General features: G+C 71.3%; 5 protein-coding genes. 4 read left to right on the top strand and 1 reads right to left on the bottom strand.

Annotated elements, in window-relative coordinates:
* The first annotated feature begins 225 nt into the window (after positions 1-225).
* The 3 genes from ACH34T_RS22935 to ACH34T_RS22925 are packed head-to-tail and all read left to right on the top strand — an operon-like array spanning position 226 to position 5,796.
* The gene (locus tag ACH34T_RS22935; protein WP_395994257.1) at positions 226-639 is read left to right on the top strand and encodes a hypothetical protein; all 414 of its coding nucleotides are present in this window, start codon (positions 226-228) and stop codon (positions 637-639) included.
* Positions 640-675: 36 nt separating this feature from the next.
* Positions 676-4,590, top strand: a complete 3,915-nt coding sequence (locus ACH34T_RS22930) for a hypothetical protein (protein WP_395994256.1) — start codon at positions 676-678, stop codon at positions 4,588-4,590.
* A 30-nt stretch (positions 4,591-4,620) separates the two neighbouring features.
* A complete protein-coding gene (locus tag ACH34T_RS22925; protein ID WP_395994255.1) occupies positions 4,621-5,796 on the top strand; it encodes an amidohydrolase family protein in 1,176 nt (391 codons plus the stop codon).
* Between the two features lie 79 nt (positions 5,797-5,875).
* Here the strand turns inward: ACH34T_RS22925 and ACH34T_RS22920 are convergent, their stop codons facing one another.
* Positions 5,876-7,246 (bottom strand): M28 family peptidase, encoded by a 1,371-nt coding sequence (locus tag ACH34T_RS22920; RefSeq protein WP_395994254.1) that lies wholly within the window; start codon positions 7,244-7,246, stop codon positions 5,876-5,878.
* A 185-nt stretch (positions 7,247-7,431) separates the two neighbouring features.
* Here ACH34T_RS22920 and ACH34T_RS22915 point away from each other — a divergent pair, with 185 nt between their 5' ends.
* Complete coding sequence (locus ACH34T_RS22915; protein ID WP_395994253.1) at positions 7,432-21,057, top strand: type I polyketide synthase; 13,626 nt, start codon at positions 7,432-7,434, stop codon at positions 21,055-21,057.
* Positions 21,058-21,071 lie beyond the last annotated feature (14 nt).

The following is a 21,071-nucleotide window of genomic DNA, read 5'->3' as shown; positions in this document are numbered from 1 at the left end:
CAAACCGGCGCCGGTCGCGCCGTCACACCACCCACGTACCGCGCGGAGAATCGGTTCAGGAGCCGAGGAGTGCGCCCGGACGGACGGTCGACGACCTCGCCCTGGAGTCTCCGGGTTTGACTGGGCGTGTCCAGTGTTGGTCAGGGAGTGAAGGCCGCCCCGCGACGGGTCAAGATGGGGCAGACGCGATGGGGCCGCACGGCCCTCGACTGTGGGGATACCGGCATGGATCCGTTGGTGATGGCGGCAGGGACGGCGTTGGTGACGGCGATCGCCACCGACGGCTGGCAGCAGGCACGGGCCGGGGCCGCGGCCCTGTGGCGGCGGGTCCAGCCGGAGCGGGCCGCGGTGATCGAGGCGGAGCTGGAGGAGGTGCGCGGCGAGGTGCTCGCCGCGCGCCAGGCCGGCGACCGGCAGGCCGAGGAGCACCTGGCGGACGAGTGGCGACGCAGGCTGGCCCGGCTGGTGGCCGCCGACCCGGCCGCAGGCGCCGAGATCCAGGAGGTGCTCGACCAGGTGTGGAAACCGCTCCTGACCGAGGAAGAGCAGGCTCGCGTGCAGCACATCACGATGCACGCGACCGCGAGCGGTGACGCCCGCGTGTACCAAGCCGGACGGGACCAGCACATCACCGGGTAACCGCCCGGAAGCGCCGCACGGCCGCAGGGATGACAGATGAGCCCGCCAGAGGAAGCCGACGACGTGGCCGGCGCGGACGAGCCCGCGCCCCGGAGCGTCCATCTCCAGGCCCACGCCTCCGACCAGGCCGCCGTCTACCAGGCCGGACGGGACCAGCACTTCCACTACGGCGACGGCGCACGCAGGCGCACCACGCCCGGCGAGGTGGTGGACGAATGCCCCTATCCGGGACTGGCCGGGTTCGGCCCCGACCAGGCCCGCTGGTTCTTCGGACGTGACCGCCTGATCGCCGACCTGATCGCGCGGCTGGACCGCCGGCTCTCGGCGGGCGGCGTCCAGATGGTGGTGGCGCCGTCCGGGGCGGGGAAGTCCTCGCTGCTGCACGCGGGTCTGCTGCCGCGCCTGAGCGAGTCCGCCCTGCCCGGCTCGCGCCGCTGGCCGCGGCTGGCCCTCACCCCCACCGCGGCCCCGCTGCGCGCCCTGGCCGGCCGGCTCGCCGCGCTGACCGGCGCCGACCCGGACGAGGTGGCCGCGACGCTGGCGGCGGACCCGCAGGCGGGCGCGACGCTGCTGCGCGCGGCGCTGGACGCGACCGCGGGCGAGGACCCCGGCGCCCGCGTGGTCGTGGTCGTCGACCAGTTCGAGGAGCTGTTCACCCTCTGCACCGACGAGGCCGAGCGGCGCACCTTCGTGGACGTGCTGACCTGCCTCGCCGCCGTCCCCGCGGACGCCGTCCCCGCGGGCACCGGGCCGCCGGCCCTGGTGGTGGCCGGGCTGCGGGCGGACGCCTACCCCGCCTGCGTCGACCACCCCGCGCTGCGGCGGGCGCTGCAGGACGACCAGCTGCTCGTCGGCGCGATGGAACGGGACGAGCTGCGTGAGGCGATCGTCCACCCGGCTCAGGACGTGGGGCTGGAACTGGAACCGGGCCTGGTTGAGGTGCTCCTCCGGGACCTGGGAGCGGCCACGGACGCCGACGGCGCGGACGGGCCGGGCTACGAGGCGGGACGCCTGCCGCTGCTGGCCCATGCCTTACGCGCCTGCTGGCAGCAGCGGAACGGCGCGACCCTCACCGTCGCCGGCTACCAGACGACCGGCGGCATCCAGCGCGCCATCGCCCAGACCGCCGAACACGTCATGGACGGCCTGGACACGGCCGGGCAGGACATGGCCCGCACGGTCTTCCTGCGCCTGGTCAAGATCGGGGACGGGTCCGACGACACCCGGCGGCATCTGTCCCGGGCCGCGCTGGTGGACGCCGCCGCTCCAGCCACGGCCGCGTCGGTGGTGGACGCGTTCACCCGCGCCCGCCTCCTCACCCAGGACCGCGACACCGTCGAGATCACCCATGACGCCCTGCTGCGCGGCTGGCCCCGGCTGCGCCGCTGGATCGACGACGATCGCGCCGGACGGCTCACCCACCAGGACCTGGAGGAGACCGCGGCCGACTGGGACCGGCGCGAGCGCGACACGTCCCTGCTGTACCGGGGCAGCCGCCTGGAGAGGGCGCGCGCCTGGGCCGCGACCGCGGCGCACCATGATCTGAGTCCGGCGGCGCGCTCGTTCCTGAAGGCGTCCGTCCGGCTGCGGCGGCGCGGCGCGCGGCTGCGGACCGGCATCATCGCCGTCCTCACCGCGCTGGGCCTGGTGGCGAGCGGCGCCGGGGTCGTCGCCGTCCAGCAGCGGCGGACGGCGGACGAGCAACAGCGGGTCGCCACCGCCCGGCAGCTGCTGGCCAAGGCCGACGCGGCGCTGGAGTCCGATCCCGTCACGGCGCTGCGGCTCAACGTCGCCGCCCACCGGGTCCATCCGGACGCCGAGACCTACGCAGCGCTCCAGCAGGCGATCACCACCACCCCCTACGCCGGGCAGCTGACCGGCGTGGACAGCCCGGTCGTCTCGGTCGCCTACGCGCCGAGCGGCCGGTACCTCGCGGCGGGATTCACCTCCGGCGCGGCCATGCTGTGGGATCTGCACGACCCGCTGCGGCCCCGTCCACTCGGCCGGCCCCTCCCGGGATCCGAGTCGCCGGTCCGGGTGGCGTTCGCGTCGGGCGACACCCGTCTCGTCACCGCGAGCTCCAACGGCGCCGTCGCCATCTGGGATCTGACCGACCCGGAGCACCCCCGCCAGATGGGCGATCGGCTGAACGGCGAGAAGGACGCGGAAGGACGGCACGCGTGGCTGTCTTCGGACGGCACCGTCCTCGCGACCTCCGGCAAGAAGAAGTCCCAGCTTCAGCTCTGGGACCTGGCCGATCCCGCGCGCATCCGGCGGTTCGGGCCCGCGCTCGACGCCCACCCCACCGGAGTCGGAGCCGTGACGTTCACCGCGGACGGCACCATGATGGCTACGTCCGGCGAGGCGCACACCGATCAGGTGAAACTGTGGGACGTCCGCCGGCGGGAGAGGCCGCGGCTGCTGGGCCGCATCAAGCCCGACCCCGCCGACGTCGTCGACAGCCTCTCGTTCTCCGGCGACCGCAAGGTCCTGGCCGTCGGCGGATCGTCGCGCGGGACCGCGCTGTGGCAGGTGAGCGACCCGGCCAGGCCGCGCCCCGCCCGCGATCTCATCCGCGTCGACTGGTTCTCGGAAGCGGTGTTCGCGCCCCAGGGCACCACGCTGGCCACCACCGGCGGCCGCGGCACCGGGCTGCTGCTGTGGGACGCCGGCGACCTGGACTCCCCGGAGCAGATCGAGCGGCTCGTCGCGGGAGAGAACGACCGCACCCTCGCGTTCTCGCCGGACGGCCGGATGGTGGCCAGCGGAAGCGAACGGGGCCGGGTCACCCTCTGGAACCTGAGACGGGCGGGGCGCCCCGGTGCCTTCGGCCCGCCGTTCGTCGGTCATACGAAGAAGTTGCAGAACGATGTCTACGCCCTGGCCATGTCGCGGGACGCCGGGATGCTCGCCACGGGCGGCGAGGACGGGACGGTCGCGCTGTGGGAGACCGCCGATCCCGCGCGGCCGCGCCGGCTCGGCACCCTCACCGGACACGGCACCCTCACCGGACAAGGCGCCAACGGTGTCAACGCCGTCGAGTTCGCACCGGAGGGCGAGGTCCTGGCCACCGGCGACGCCAAGGGGTCCGTCAGCCTCTGGGATCTGGCCGACCGCCACCGGCCCCGCCGGTCCGGGCCCCCGCTCACCACCGGCATCGGAGTCGTCCGGGAGCTCGTGTTCGCCGCCGGCGGCGGCACTCTCATCGTGGGCGGTGACAGCGCGACCCAGTTCTGGGACGTCCGGGACCCGGCACGGCCCCGCCGCGTCGCGCAGGTGCTGGACGGGCAGGGCGTTCTCGGGATGTGGCGCGTGCGCGACGGCCGCGTCCTGGCCCTGGTCAGGGGGCTCAGGGCCCCGATACGCGGCCCGGAGGACGCGAAGGGCGCGCGCCTGTGGGACATCACCGACCCCGGGAGCCCCCGCCAGCTCGGACAGGGGCTGACCGGCCACGAGGACGCGGTGAGGAGCGCCGCCATGTCCCCGTCCGGCAACCTGCTCATCACCGGGTCCGGCGACGGGGCCGCCATTCTCTGGGACGTCAAGGACCCTGGAAAGGCCAGGCGCCTCGGCGATCCCCTCGTCCCGCACAGCCTCAACTCCGCGATGCACATGGCGTTCGCCCCCACGACGGACCTGATGGTGACCGGAGGGATCGAAGGCGACGCCTACCTGTGGGACCTCGGCAACCGGATCCTCCCGAGGCGCCTGGGCACGGCGCTGGACGACAACGTGGACGCCGTCCTGCACGTGGCGTTCTCCGCCGACGGCAGGATCCTTGCCACCGCGGGCTCCGAGGGCGACGTCGTCCTCTGGAACCTGCGGCCGACGTACGAACTGCGCCGCCGCCTCGGCGAGACGACCTGCCTGGTGACCGGCGGCGGCCTGAACCGCGAGCAGTGGACCCGCTATCTGCCGGCACTGGACTACCAGGACGTCTGCGCCCGGTGACCGTCCTCGCCAACCGAGTACCTTCACTGGGTGAACAGAATTGCGATCGGCGTGAATGGCGTGTTCGACGGCGAACGGTCGCTTGACGCACCCGCCCTGGTGTTAGTGGAGAACGGACGGATCGCCGGCGTCGAGCAAGGCACGGACGCGCCCGACGGTTGGCCGACGCGGCGCTACAACGGGACGGCGCTGCCGGGTCTGATCGATGCGCACGTGCACCTGTGTGCCGACGGCGGCCCTGGCGCACTCGACCGCGTCGCGGAGTTCACCCAGGAAGCGCTGCACGACACGATAGAAGCGTCGCTGCGCCTGCATCTGGCCGCGGGCGTGACCACCGTCCGAGACCTGGGCGACTACCAGGACGCGGTACTGGAGTGGAGGTCGCGGGACCGGCCCCGGCTGCCCACGGTCGTGGCCTCCGGGACGCCGATCACCAGCGCCGGCGGACACTGCGCGTCGCTGGGCGGGGAGGCGCGCGGCGCGGCGGAGATACGGGCGGCGGTCCGGGGGCGGGCGGAACGCGGCGCGGACGTCGTCAAGATCATGGCGAGCGGCGGTGTGCTGACGCCGGGCACCGACACCATGAGCCCCCAGTTCACCGACGAGGAGATGCGCGCCGCGGTCGACGAGGCCCACCGCGCCGGACTGGCGATCACCGCGCACGCGCACGCCCTCGACGCGGTCCGGCAGGCCTTGGCCGCAGGCGTCGACGGCGTCGAGCACTGCACCTGCCTGACTCCCGACGGTGTGCGCATCGACGACGCACTCCTCACCGCCCTGGCCGATTCGGAGACCGCTCTCTGCGTCACGATCGGGGCGGATCCCGGCATCGTGGTCCCGCCGGAGATCATCGCCGTCGCCGCGCGCGCCGGTATCACCATGGCCGCTCTCCGTGAGGCCGCCGCGCGCCTCCACCAGGGCGGAGCCCGGCTGGTGGCGGGCTCGGACGGGGGCATCGGCCCGGCCAAGCCGCACGGGTTGCTGCCCTTCACCCTGGAGGAGTACGTGCTCGCCGGGCTACCGTCGACGGCCGCCTTGCGAGCCGCCACGTCGTCCGCCGCCGAGGCGTGCGGCCTGGCCGGCCGCAAGGGACGCCTTCAGACCGGACACGACGCCGACCTGCTGATCGTCCAAGGCGACCCGGCCCGTGACATCACCGCCTTGAGGAACCCCCTCGCCACCTACCTCGCCGGCCTGCCCCAGTAGCCCGGACCACAGGCCCGCGCTCTGGGGTCGGGTCGACGGGCTTTGGTGTCCACCAGGCCCGAGTCCGTGCGCGGAGGGCTCAGGTTTCGGTTCTGAGGTCGCCCGGGGTGAGGCCGGTGGTGCCGGCGATGATCCTGGCCGCGGCCCTCGTCAGCGGTACGAGGCTCGGCTCATGGATCTTCTCGATGGTGTCGGACGGGTCGAGGAGGTACATCGGCACCGAGATGTGCTGTACCAGCGGCACACCCGCCGGGTAGAAGTAGGCGCCGTCCGTCAGCGGCATCCGCTCGAACGCGTTGGGCGGCAGGATCCAGGAGCGCTTCAGGTCCTCGGCGGCGATCGACTCCGCCACCAGCTTCTCCAGCCGGGGCGTCTCGGTGGTGAACCACCACCGCACCTCCGGGTCGTCGGTCGGCACGATCTCGCCGTCCACCACCTCGCAGTGGCGCGCCGCGTGCTCCAGGTGCACTTCCAGGACGACGTCGGGAAGCAGGTCCCGGCGCGATTCGAGGAACGCGCGGCCGCCCGCGACCCCGGCCATATGCCCCGAGGACAGCAGGAACAGCAGGTTGTGCGGCCGCTGCTCGCGCGGAACCGACGCCCAGTACTTCGCCTGCGCGAGGACGAGGGAGACACCGGACGCGTCCTCCACCGCGGACGCGTAGGGCCCGTCGTGGTGGGAGCCGACGATCACCCAGTGGTCGGAGGCGCCCGGCAGCGTCCCGATCACGTTGTGGGTGGTCTCCTCGGTGATCTCCGCATCGGAGACGATCCTCGCCTCGCACTCCCCCGCGGCCATCAGGGCGAGGACCTGCTTACCGTCCCCGGCGCTCAGGTAGATCGTGGGGATGGGCCGCCGGACGGCGTCGATCGGCCAGTAGTAGTCGTGGGTCTCCCATGGGACGCCGGTGAGCAGACCGACATAGGCGGCCGCCTCGGCCTTCACGGCGGCGTTGACGTCCATGGCGTGCGGAAGGTCGAACGGCACCGTCTGGACGAGCTCGTCGAACACGTTCTCGGGGTCGTAGGAGCCGCTGGCCTTGGCCCGCATCACCGTCCCCTGCGGGACCCTGGTGAAGGCCAGTTCCTGGACGGCGATCGCGCCCGCGGCGCCCTCGTCGCCGAGCCGCGCCAGCCGCGCGGTCACCCCGTCGGCGGGGCCGGTGGGACGCGTGTAGGGGATCGCCGAACCGGTGAAGACCCGGGCGTCGCCCGGACGGCCCGCGGGCCACACCTCAAGGGTCGCCGACCGCGGCCGCCAGCACGGCGTGTCCAGCGGCTCCAGCCGCGCGTCCGCCAGCCCGAACTCCTCGAACCGCCGCAGCGCCCACCGCTCGGTCCACTGGTCGGCGGCATGACCCGGCCTGCGGACGCCCTGCTCCACGACCTCGCGGATCCACGCCGCGATCTCGTCCGTCTCCGGCACCCGACCCGGGGGGTAGTCGCCCATTGTCCGTCCGTCCCTTCCGACCGCGCGTGGCTCGGCTGAGCGGCCAGCATCCGCACGGCGCCTAAAGGCCGCCTAACGGGAGGGCGGACGCCGATGGGTTAGGGGGGCTTTAGGCCGGTCGGCGACTCTGCGAACCGGCGGGGGGCCACTACGCCTGCTCTCGTGGAGGGATGTGCGTTCCGACCATGTCTGACAACGAGGAGAAGCTGCTCGACTACCTCAAGCGGGTGACGGCGGACCTGCGCCGGACGCAACGCCGCCTGAAGGACGTCGAGTCGGCGGACCACGAGCCGGTGGCCATCATCGGGATGGCCTGCCGCCTCCCCGGCGGGGTACGGTCGCCCGCCGACCTGTGGGAGCTGGTCGCCTCGGGACGTGACGCGGTCGGCGCGCTGCCCGCCGACCGGGGCTGGGACCTGGACGCGCTCCACGTCCCCGACCCGCGGGACCCCGGAACCGTCCGGGCGCCCGAGGGCGGGTTCCTCTACGACGCCGCCGACTTCGACGCCGCGTTCTTCGGCATCAGCCCGCGCGAGGCGCTCGGCATGGCCCCCCAGCAGCGGCTGGCGCTGGAGGTCTCGTGGGAGGCCATCGAGCACGCCCGCCTGGACCCGACATCGCTGCGCGGCACCCTCACCAGCACGTTCATCGGCTGCGACCACCTGGACTACGTCGAGGACGTCGCGCAGGTCCCGGACGGCTCCGCCGGGTACTTCACCATCGGCAACACGGCGAGCGTCGTGTCCGGACGTGTCGCGTACGCGCTCGGCCTGGAGGGCGCCGCGGTGACGGTGGACACGGCGTGCTCGTCGTCGCTGGTGGCACTGCATCTGGCCTGCCAGGCGCTCCGCCGCGGCGAGTGCACGGCGGCGCTGGCCGGGGGCGTCGCCGTGATGTCGTCGTCCGCCCCGTTCATCGGTTTCAGCGACCTGGGCGCTCTCGCGCCGGACGGACGGTCCAGGGCGTTCTCGGCGGACAGCGACGGCATGACCCTGTCCGAAGGCGTCGGTGTGCTGCTCCTGGAGCGGTTGTCGGACGCGCGGCGCAACGGCCACCGGGTGCTGGCGGTGGTGCGCGGCTCCGCGGTCAACCAGGACGGGACGAGCAACGGGCTGACCGCGCCGAACGGCCCTGCGCAGCAGCGTGTGATCCAGCAGGCTCTGGCGGACGCGCGTCTCGCGCCGTCGGACGTGGACGCGGTCGAGGCGCACGGCACCGGCACCACGCTGGGCGACCCGATCGAGGCCCAGGCCCTTCTGGCGACGTACGGTCAAGATCGCCCCGATGACCGGCCGCTCTGGCTGGGGTCGATCAAATCCAACATCGGTCACACCCAGATGGCGGCGGGCGCCGCCAGCGTGATCAAGGTGGTGGAGGCGCTCCGGCACGAGACGCTTCCCGCGACCCTGCATGTCAGCGAACCGACACCTCACGTCGACTGGTCCTCCGGCGCCGTCCGCCTCCTCACGGAACCCGAAGCGTGGCCGGAGCGCGAGCGTCCAAGGCGCGCGGGCGTGTCGTCCTTCGGCATCTCCGGCACCAACGCCCACGTGATCGTAGAGTCGGTGCCCGCACCCGACGCGGCGGAGCCTGCGCGGGTGGACGGTCCGGTGCCATGGGTGCTATCAGCCCGCACCCCCCAAGCCCTACGCGACCAGGCCCGCGCGCTGGCCGACCTGGACGCCCCCGACATCGCCGGTGTCGCACGGGCCTTGGTGGAAACTCGCGCGACCTTCGAGCACCGCACCGTCGTCCTGGGCCGCAGCCCCCAGGAACTTCGGACGGGCCTACTGGAAGTGGCCCAGCAGGACGATCTACCAGCCGTGCCCGGAACCGCCGACGCGGGCCCCTTGGTGTGGTTGTTCCCCGGCCAAGGCAGCCAGCGTCCCGGGATGGGCGCCGGGCTGTATGACCGCTACCCGGTGTTCGCCGCCACCTTCGACCAGGTCTGCGCCCTGCTGGACCCGCACCTGCCCGAACACCCGCTCAAGCAGGTGGTGTTCGAGGGTGAGCCGGGCGGGTTGCTGGATCACACCACCTACGCCCAAGCCGCCCTGTTCGCCCTGCAAACCGCCCTCGCCCGCCTCCTGAACGACCACGGCCTCCACCCCGACGTGGTGATCGGGCACTCGATCGGAGAGATCACCGCCGCGCACATCGCCGGCGTCCTGGACCTGTCAGATGCGTGCCGGCTGGTCGCCGCCCGCGCCACCCTGATGGGCGCCCTCCCCCCCGGCGGGGCGATGGCCACCATCCACGCCACCCCCGACGAGCTCACTCAGCCCCCCGGACTGCCCGACCAGGTCAGCATCGCCGCGCACAACACCCCCACCACCACCGTCATCTCCGGACCCGCACCCCACATCACCACCCTCACCACCCACTGGGCCAACCAAGGACGCAAAACCCGAACCCTCACCACCAGCCACGCCTTCCACAGCCCACTCATGGACCCCATCCTCGACGACTTCGAAACCGCCATCCGCGACCTGACCTACCACCCCCCGGCCATTCCGCTGATCAGCACCCTCACCGGGCAGCCCGCCACCAGCGACATCGCCACCCCCCACTACTGGGTGCGGCAGGTCCGCCAACCCGTCCAGTTCCACCACGCCCTCACCCACACCGACCCCAACCCCACCTTCCTCGAACTCGGAGCCGACCCCACCCTCACCACCGCCGTCCAGCACACCCTGGACCAGCCCACCACCATCACCACCCTCACCGCCAAGCGTCCCGACACCGACGCCTACCTCCACGCCCTGGCCCACCTGCACACCACCGGCACCCCCATCAACTGGACCCACCACCTCCCCACAACCACCCACACCACCACCGACCTGCCCACCTACCCCTTCCAACACCAGCGCTACTGGCTGGAACTCGCACCCAAAGTCGCACAAGGTTCGGCCGAGACCGAATTGTGGGATGCCATCGAGAGCCTGGACGTCGAGGCCCTCACCGCCACACTGCGAACCGACGACAGCCAGACCATCGACACCCTTCGCCCGGCACTGCCAATCCTGGCCAACTGGCGGCAGCGGCAACGCGAACAAACCACCATCGACAACTGGCGCTACCACATTCACTGGACGCCACTGCCCGACCCCACACCGCCACACCTCGACGGCACCTGGCTCGTCCTAGCACCCAAAGGCCACAGCGACCATCCTGCCGTCCAAACCACCATCCAAGCCCTGGAAGATCACGGCGCCACCGCCCTACTCGCCGACACCCCGGCACCGTCCGATACGCCGCTCAGCGGAATCATCAGCCTCCTCGCGCTGGACGAGACACCACACCCCGACCACCCGGCCATCCCAACCGGACTGGCAGCCACCATCGAACTACTCCAAAACCACCACCACACCACCCCGCTCTGGTGCCTCACCACAGGCGCCGTCAACGCCGCACCCACCGACACCCTCCCCCACCCAGCACAAGCACACCTCTGGGGACTCGGCCGCGTCGCCGCACTCGAACACCCCCACCAATGGCGCGGCCTCATCGACCTCCCCACCACCCTCGACCACCACACGCCCAATCGCCTGGCGGCACTTCTCACCGACCAACACCACCCCGAAGACCAACTCGCCATCCGCGCAACCGGCACGCTCACACGCCGCCTCGCACGCGCACCACAACGTCTCGCCCCCACCACCTGGCGGCCCGAAGGCACCACCTTGATCACCGGCGGCACCGGCGGCCTCGGCGCCCACATCGCACGCTGGCTCACCGCCAACAACGCACCCCACATCATCCTGGCCAGCCGACAAGGCCCCAACGCCCCAGGAGCCAACGAACTACAAACAGAACTCGGCGACACCGTCACCATCACCACCTGCGACGTCTCCGACCGCGACGCCCTCCGCGACCTCATCGACCAGATCCCCGAGGAACGGCCACTCACCACGGTCATCCATGCCGCCGGGGTCGTCGAGAACGACCCCATCGATGAGTTGGACAACACGCTCATCGAAAGAGTCCTGCGCCCCAAGGCACTCGCCGCCGGTCATCTGCACGAGCTGACCCGTGACCTCGACCAGCTGAAGACGTTCGTCCTGTTCTCGTCGAACGCGGCAACCTGGGGCAGCGGACGACAAGCGTCATACGCCGCCGCCAACGCCTACCTCGACGCCCTCGCCGAACACCGCCGCGCCCAAGGACTACCTGCCACCAGCATCGCCTGGGGCCCCTGGAGCGGCGAAGGCATGGCCGCCGACGAGGAGACGCTCGACTACCTCGCCCGCCGCGGTCTTCTGCCGCTGGATCCCGATCTCGCGATTCGGGCGCTTGAGCAGGCGCTGAGCCACAACGACGCCACGGTCACGATCGCCAACCTCGACTGGGAGAAGTTCCCGACCGCCTTCACCGCGCAACGCCCCAGCCCCTTGCTGGACGAACTCGTCGCGCCCCCCGAAACGCCGGGCACTGACACGGACGCGGCGGACGGCGGCGACAACGCGCTGCGGAACCGGCTCGCATCTCAGACCTCCGACCAGCAGATCGCCACCCTCCTTGAGCACGTTCAGGCCCGGACGGCCGCCGTGCTCGGCCACGACTCGGTCGAGGAGATCTCGTCCGCTCGGCCGTTCCAGGAGATCGGCTTCGACTCGCTGACGGCCGTCGAGCTGCGCAACCGGCTGGCCGCGTCCACGGGGCTCGGCCTTCCGCCGACCCTCGTGTTCGACCACCCGACGCCCAAGGCGCTCGCCGCCCATCTCCAGGCCGAGTTGAGCGGACGCCGGCAGGCGGTGACGGGACATGTCACGGTCGCGGCCGTCGACGACGAGCCGATCGCGATCATCGGGATGGCCTGCCGCTTCCCCGGCGGCGCCCGCTCACCCCAAGCCCTCTGGAACCTGGTCGCCTCCGGCCACGACGCCATCAGCGAATGGCCCACCGACCGCGGCTGGAACCCCCACACCCACTACAACCCCGACCCCGAACACCGCGGCACCAGCTACACCCGCCACGGCGGCTTCCTCCACGACGCCGCACACTTCGACGCCGCCTTCTTCGGCATCAGCCCCCGCGAAGCACTCGCCATGGACCCCCAACAACGCCTCCTCCTCGAAACCGCCTGGGAAACCATCGAAAACGCCGGAATCAACCACACCACCCTCCAAGGCACCAACACCGGCATCTACGCGGGAGGCACCTTCCAGGGATACGGCGCCGCCGCGCTGGGATCCGGGAGCGACGAGTCCGAGGGCTACCTCCTCGCGGGCGGCACGACGAGCGTCCTGTCCGGGCGTGTCGCGTATGCGCTCGGTCTCGAAGGCGCAGCCGTCACCGTGGACACGGCGTGCTCGTCGTCCCTGGTCGCGATACACCTCGCCGCCCAGGCCCTGCGAAACGGCGAGTGCTCGCTGGCGCTGGCCGGAGGCGTGGCCGTGATGTCGACCCCGGCCACCTTCGTGGAGTTCTCGCGACAGCGCGGCCTCGCCGCGGACGGACGCTGCAAGCCCTTCGCGGCGGCCGCCGACGGCACGGGCTGGGGCGAGGGCGCCGGTCTCGTGCTTCTGGAACGACTGTCGGACGCGCGACGCAACGGCCACAGAGTACTGGCCGTCGTGCGCGGTTCGGCCGTCAACCAGGACGGGACGAGCAACGGGCTGACCGCGCCCAACGGCCCGTCCCAGCAACGCGTGATCCAGCAGGCTTTGGCGAACGCGCGCCTGTCACCGTCCGATGTGGACGCCGTCGAGGCGCACGGAACCGGCACCACCCTGGGCGATCCCATCGAGGCGCAGGCTCTCCTCGCCACCTACGGCCAGAACCGCGACCGGCCCCTCTGGCTCGGCTCGATCAAATCCAACATCGGTCATACGCAGGCCGCGGCCGGGATCGCGGGGGTGATCAAGATGGTCATGGCGATGCGCCACGGCCGCCTGCCCACCACCCTCCACGTCGACGAACCCAGCCCCCACGTCGACTGGTCCTCCGGAGCCGTCCGCCTCCTCACCGAACCTGTCGACTGGCCCGAAAACGGCCACCCCCGCCGCGCCGGAGTCTCCTCGTTCGGCATCTCCGGCACCAACGCCCACGTGATCGTAGAGTCGGTGCCCGACCCCGAGCCGATCGAGCCGCCCGAGCCGATCGAGTTGGACGGTCCGGTGCCGTGGGTGCTGTCAGCCCGCACCCCCCAAGCATTGCGCGACCAGGCCCGCGCGTTGGCCGACCTGGACGCCCCCGACATCGCCGGCGTGGCGCGGGCCCTGGTCGACACCCGGGCGACGTTCGAGCACCGCGCCGTCGTGTTCGGCCGCACCCACCAACAACTCCGCACCAGACTGGCCGAACTCACCGAGGCACCCGACACCCCGGCCGCGAGCACCGGCCCTCTGGTGTGGCTGTTCCCCGGCCAAGGCAGCCAGCGTCCCGGGATGGGCGCCGGGCTCTACGACCGCTACCCTGTATTCGCCGCCGCCTTCGACGAAGTGTGTGCGCTGCTGGACCCGCACCTGCCCCATCCGCTCAAACAGGTGGTGTTCGAGGGTGAGCCGGGCGGGTTGCTGGATCACACCACCTACGCCCAAGCCGCGCTGTTCGCCCTGCAAACCGCCCTGGCCCGCCTCCTGAACGACCACGGTGTCCACCCCGACGTGGTGATCGGGCACTCGATCGGAGAGATCACCGCCGCGCACATCGCCGGCGTCCTGGACCTGGACGATGCGTGCCGGCTGGTCGCCGCCCGCGCCACCCTGATGGGCGCCCTGCCCGACGGTGGAGCGATGGCCACCATCCACGCCACCCCCGACGAACTCACCCAACCCCCCGGACTACCCGACCAGGTCAGCATCGCCGCCCACAACACCCCCACCACCACCGTCATCTCCGGACCCGCACCCCACATCACCACCCTCACCACCCACTGGGCCAACCAAGGACGCAAAACCCGAACCCTCACCACCAGCCACGCCTTCCACAGCCCACTCATGGACCCCATCCTCAACGACTTCGAAACCGCCATCGGCGACCTGACCTACCGCCCTCCGGTCATTCCGCTGATCAGCACGCTCACCGGGCGGCCCGCCGCCAGCGACATCGCCACACCCGACTACTGGGTGCGGCAGGTCCGCCAACCCGTCCAGTTCCACCACGCCCTCACCCACACCGACCCCAACCCCACCTTCCTCGAACTCGGAGCCGACCCCACCCTCACCACCGCTGTCCAGCACACCCTGGATCAGCCCACCACCATCACCACCCTCACCAGCAAACGGTCCGACACCGACGCCTACCTCCACGCCCTGGGCCACCTGCACAGCACCGGCACCCCCATCAACTGGGCACCATTTCTTCCCGCGTTCACCCACCTCGCAGCCATCGAACTGCCTAGCTATCCCTTCCAACGCGAGCGCTACTGGCTGCAATCCGCACCCAAAACCGCGCAAGAATCGGTCGAGACCGAACTGTGGGATGCCATCGAGAGCCTGGACGTCGAGGCCCTCACCGCCACATTGCAAGCCGACAACAGCCAGACCATCGACATTCTTCGCCCGGCACTGCCAATCCTGGCGAACTGGCGGCAGCGGCAACGCGAACAAACCACCATCGACAACTGGCGCTACCACATTCACTGGACGCCGCTGCCCGACGCCGCACCGCCACACCTCGACGGCACCTGGCTCGTCCTAGCACCCAAGAACCACAGCGACCATCCCGCCGTCCAAACCACCATCCAAGCCCTGGAAGATCACGGCGCCACCGCCCTACTCACCGACACCCCGGCACCGTCCGATACGCCGCTCAGCGGAATCATCAGCCTCCTCGCGCTGGACGAAACACCACACCCCGACCACCCGGCCATCCCAACCGGACTAGCAACCACCATCGAACTCCTCCAAAACCACCACCACACCACCCCGCTCTGGTGCCTCACCACAGGCGCCGTCACCGCCACACCCACCGACACCCTCCCCCACCCAGCACAAGCACACCTCTGGGGACTCGGCCGCGTCGCCGCGCTCGAACACCCCCACCAATGGCGCGGCCTCATCGACCTCCCCACCACCCTCGACCGCCACACGCCCAATCGCCTGGCGGCAGTCCTCGCACACCCCCAACCCGAAGACCAACTCGCCATCCGCGCCTCGGGCGTTCTCACACGCCGCCTGACACGCGCACCACAACGCTCCACCACCAGCGCATGGCGGCCCGAGGGCACCACCTTGATCACCGGCGGCACCGGCGGCCTCGGCGCCCACATCGCACGCTGGCTCACCGCCAACGGCGCACCCCACATCATCCTGGCCAGCCGACAAGGCCCCAACGCCCCCGGCGCCAACGAACTACAAACAGAACTCGGCGACACCGTCACCATCACCACCTGCGACGTCTCCGACCGCGACGCGTTGCGGCGGCTGCTGGACGAGGTCCCCGCTGAGCATCCGCTGACCGCTGTCTTCCATGCCGCGGGACGCCCTGAGAGCACGCCCATCGAGGAACTCGATCCGGCCCACGTTGAGGACGTCATCCGGCCGAAGGCGTTCGCGGCCGGTCATCTGCACGAGCTGACCCGTGACCTCGACCTGAAGACGTTCGTCCTGTTCTCGTCGAACGCGGCCACCTGGGGCAGCGGACGCCAAGCGTCATACGCCGCCGCCAACACCTACCTCGACGCCCTCGCCGAACACCGCCGCGCCCAAGGACTACCCGCCACCAGCATCGCCTGGGGACCCTGGAGCGGCGAAGGCATGGCCGCCGACGAGGAGACGCTCGGCTACCTGACCCGGCGCGGCGTGTCCCCGCTGGAATCCGGCCTGGCGATCCGGGCGCTTCAGGACGCCCTCGACCAGAACGACGCAACGGTCACGGTCGCCAACCTTGACTGGGAGAAGTTCCCGGCCGCCTTCACCGCGCAACGCCCCAGCCCCTTGCTCTCCGAGATCTCGGAAGGCGCACGCGAGAACGCGAAGGCGCCCTCCAGCGGTGACGAGGCCCTGCTGCGACTTCTCGCCGACGGGACGCCGGAGCAGCAGCATCAGATCGTCGTCCAGCTCGTCAGGACGCGCGCGGCGACCGTCCTCGGGCATTCCGGTTCCGAGGCCATTCCGGCAGGGCGGCCGCTTCAGGAGCTGGGCCTGGATTCGTTGACGGCCGTCGAGCTGCGCAACCGGCTGACCGAGGCCACCGGACTCCAGTTGCCGCCCTCCCTGGTCTTCGACTACCCGACGGTGAACGCGCTCGCGACGCACCTGCGCGAGGAGTTGACGGGTGAGCGGAGCGTCGTGACGGGACACGCTGCGGCGACCGCCACGAACGACGAGCCGATCGCGATCATCGGGATGGCCTGCCGCTTCCCCGGCGGCGCCCGCTCACCCCAAGCCCTCTGGAACCTGGTCGCCTCCGGCCACGACGCCATCAGCGAATGGCCCACCGACCGCGGCTGGAACACCCACACCCACTACAACCCCGACCCCGAACACCGCGGCACCAGCTACACCCGCCACGGCGGCTTCCTCCACGACGCCGCACACTTCGACGCCGCCTTCTTCGGCATCAGCCCCCGCGAAGCACTCGCCATGGACCCCCAACAACGCCTCCTCCTCGAAACCGCCTGGGAAACCATCGAAAACGCCGGAATCAACCACACCACCCTCCAAGGCACCAACACCGGCATCTACGCGGGCGTCAGCTCGCAGGACTACCTCCAGCTCGTGGGCCAGGCGGACGACGACGTGGAGGGGCACCTCGGCACGGGCAACATCGGCAGTGTCGTCTCCGGGCGGGTGGCGTACACGTTCGGGTTGGAAGGCCCGGCGGTGAGCGTGGACACGGCGTGCTCGTCGTCCCTGGTGGCGACACACTTCGCCACCCAGGCCCTGCGAAACGGCGAGTGCGACCTTGCCCTGGCGGGCGGCGTAACGATCATGGCCACGCCGGGCGGGTTCATCGAGTTCTCGCGACAGCGCGGCCTCGCGGCGGACGGACGCTGCAAGCCGTTCTCGGCGGCCGCCGACGGACTGGCTTGGGGCGAGGGCGCCGGTCTCGTGCTGCTGGAACGGTTGTCGGACGCGCGACGCAACGGCCACCGGGTGCTGGCCGTCATCCGGGGCTCGGCGGTCAACCAGGACGGTGCCTCCAACGGGCTGACGGCTCCCAACGGCCCGTCCCAGCAACGCGTGATCCGCCAGGCGTTGGCGAACGCGCGCCTGTCACCGTCGGACGTGGACGCGGTCGAGGCGCACGGCACCGGCACCACCCTGGGCGACCCGATCGAGGCCCAAGCCCTTCTGGCGACGTACGGTCAAGACCGCCCCGATGACCGACCCCTCTGGCTCGGCTCGATCAAATCCAACATCGGTCACACGCAGGCCGCGGCCGGGATCGCGGGCGTGATCAAGATGGTCATGGCGATGCGCCACGGCCGCCTGCCCAGCACCCTCCACGTCGACGAACCCAGCCCCCACGTCGACTGGTCGCCAGGCACGGTACGGCTCCTCACCGAATCCCAAGAATGGACGAACGGAGAACGTCCCCGACGCGCGGGCGTCTCATCCTTCGGCATCTCCGGCACCAACGCCCATGTGGTGCTGGAGTCGGCGCCCGCCCCCGAGCCGGTCGCGCCGGTTGAGCCGGTCGGTCCGGTGCCGTGGGTGCTGTCGGCCCGCACCCCCCAAGCATTGCGCGACCAGGCCCGCGCGTTGGCCGACCTGGAGGCCCCCGACATCGCCGCTGTCGCACGAGCCCTGGTCGACACCCGGGCGACGTTCGAGCATCGCGCCGTCGTGTTCGGTCGCACCCACCAACAACTCCGCACCGGGCTGGCCGAACTCACCGAGGCACCCGACGCCCCGGCCGCGAGCACCGGGCCCTTGGTGTGGTTGTTTCCCGGGCAGGGCAGCCAGCGTCCCGGGATGGGCGCCGGGCTGTATGAGCGGTATCCGGTGTTCGCCGCCGCCTTCGACCAGGTCTGTGCGCTGCTGGACCCGCACCTGCCCGAACACCCGCTCAAGCAGGTGGTGTTCGAGGGTGAGCCGGGCGGGTTGCTGGATCACACCACCTACGCCCAAGCCGGACTGTTCGCCGTGCAAACCGCGCTGGCCCGGCTGCTGCAGAGCCATGATCTCCACCCGGACGTGGTGATCGGGCACTCGATCGGGGAGATCACCGCCGCGCACATCGCCGGCGTCCTGGATCTGTCGGATGCGTGCCGGCTGGTCGCCGCCCGCGCCACCCTGATGGGCGCCCTGCCCGACGGCGGGGCGATGGCCACCATCCACGCCACCCCCGACGAACTCACCCAACCCCCCGGACTACCCGACCAGGTCAGCATCGCCGCCCACAACACCCCCACCACCACCGTCCTCTCCGGACCCGCACCCCACATCACCACCCTCACCACCCACTGGGCCAACCAAGGACGCAAAACCCGAACCCTCACCACCAGCCACGCCTTCCACAGCCCACTCATGGACCCCATCCTCAACGACTTCGAAACCGCCATCGGCGACCTGACCTACCACCCTCCGGCCATTCCGCTGATCAGCACCCTCACCGGGCAGCCCGCCGCCAGCGACATCGCCACCCCCCACTACTGGGTGCGGCAGGTCCGCCAACCGGTCCAGTTCCACCACGCCCTCACCCACACCGACCCCAACCCCACCTTCCTCGAACTGGGAGCCGACCCCGTCCTGTCCACCGCCGTCCAGCACACCCTGGATCAGCCCAACACCATCACCACCCTCACCAGCAAGCGTCCCGACACCGACGCCTACCTTCACGCCCTGGCCAACCTGCACACCACCGGCACCCCCATCAACTGGGCACCATTTCTTCCCGCGTCCACCCACCTCGCAGCCATCGAACTGCCTAGCTATCCCTTCCAACGCGAGCGCTACTGGCCGAGGACGGCGTCCGCGGAGGCGACGGAGGCCGACATCATCGGCGGATGGCGCTACAGCAGTGGGTGGACGCGCCTACCTGAACCGGACGAGGCGAGGCTCGACGGCACCTGGCTCGTGGTGCGCGCACGGCGGCATGAGGATCACCGCGCCGTCCAGGCCGTGGTCCACGCGCTGGAGGAACACGGGGCCACCCCGCTGGTCGGAACCGAGCTGCCCGAGAACGCGCACCTGACCGGGATCATCAGCCTTCTGGGGCTGGACGAGACGCCGCATCCCCAGCACCCCGCGGTCACCTCGGGACTGGCGGCGACCGCGGAACTCGTCCAGGCACTGTCCAACGCGGACGTCACGGCGCCGCTGTGGTGCGTCACGCAGGGTGCCACGGCCGCCGCGTCGCCCGCCGGTTCCCTGCCCAACCCGGTCCAGGCCCAGATCTGGGGGCTGGGACGGGCCGCCGCCCTGGAGCATCCCCACGTCTGGGGCGGGCTGATCGACCTTCCCGCCGAGCTGGACGACCGCGTCCACCGCCACCTGGGCACAGTGCTCGCCGAGAGCCGGGGCGAGGACCAGATCGCCATTCGCGACACCGGCGTCTTCGGGCGGCGTATCCAGCGGGCGCCCGAGTCTCAGGCCGCCACCACCTGGCGACCCGAGGGCACCACCTTGATCACCGGCGGCACCGGCGGCCTCGGCGCCCACATCGCACGCTGGCTCACCGCCAACGGCGCACCCCACATCATCCTGGCCAGCCGACAAGGCCCCAACGCCCCAGGAGCCAACGAACTACAAACAGAACTCGGCGACACCGTCACCATCACCACCTGCGACGTCTCCGACCGCGACGCCCTCCGCGACCTCATCGACCAGATCCCCGAGGAACGTCCGCTCACCACCGTGATCCATGCTGCGGGGAAGTCCGAGAACATGCCCATCGAGGCGTTCGACGTCCCGCACGTGGAGGGCGTCGTCGGCCCGAAGGCGTTCGCGGCAGGTCACCTGCACGAGCTGACCCGTGACCTCGACCTGAAGACGTTCGTCCTGTTCTCCTCCGCCGCCGCGACGTGGGGCGGTGGACGGCAGGGTTCCTACGGCGCCGCCAACGCCTACCTGGACGCCCTCGCCGAGCACCGCCGCGCCCAAGGGCTGCCCGCCACCAGCATCGCCTGGGGACCCTGGACGGACGGCGGCATGGCCGCGGACGACGGCGCCCTGGACTACTACCGCCGCCGCGGGATCAGCCCCCTGGTGCCGGAACTCGCCGTCAAGGCCCTCCAGCAGGCGCTCGATCACGACGAGGCGACCGTCACGATCGCCGACGTCGACTGGGAGAGGTTCTCCGCCGCCTTCACCGCGCAGCGTCCGAGCGCCCTGCTGTCCGAGCTCACGAAGACGACGGACGACGCGGCCGCCGACGCGGACGGGGACGATGCGCCGCCACTCCGGCAGCTCATGGACGGCGCTCCCCCGGCGCAGCGGCGGCACGCCCTGCTGCGCCACGTCCAGACGCAGACCGCGAGCGTGCTCGGGCACGCCGATCCCGACGCGGTCACGCCCGGCCGCCCGTTCACGGAGCTGGGCTTCGACTCCCTCACGGCCATCGAGCTGCGCAACCGGCTCATCGCCGCGTCCGGCCTCCCGCTGCCGCCGACGCTGATCTTCGATCATCCCTCTCCGGAGGACGTCGCCGCCTTCCTCCACGCGCAGCTGGACGGCGGGGCGGAGCCCTCCGCCGCGCGGATGCTGTCCGACCTGGAGAAATGGGACGCGGCGTGCGGACCAGGGGAGGTGGACGAGGCCGCCCGCCGCAGCATCCAAGGACGGCTTCAGACGCTGCTGGCCAAATGGAGCGAGCCGGGAGGGGACGCCGACCGGGATCCCGCCGCTCAGCGCGACCTGGAGACCGCGACGGCCGACGAGATCTTCGACCTCATCTCCGACGAGTTCGGGAAGGCGTGAGCGCGTTGGCCGCC

The sequence above is a fragment of the Actinomadura sp. 9N215 genome, assembly GCF_044326345.1.
In the GTDB taxonomy this organism is placed as follows: Bacteria; Actinomycetota; Actinomycetes; order Streptosporangiales; family Streptosporangiaceae; genus Spirillospora.
This window is presented reverse-complemented; position numbering and strand designations above follow the sequence as displayed.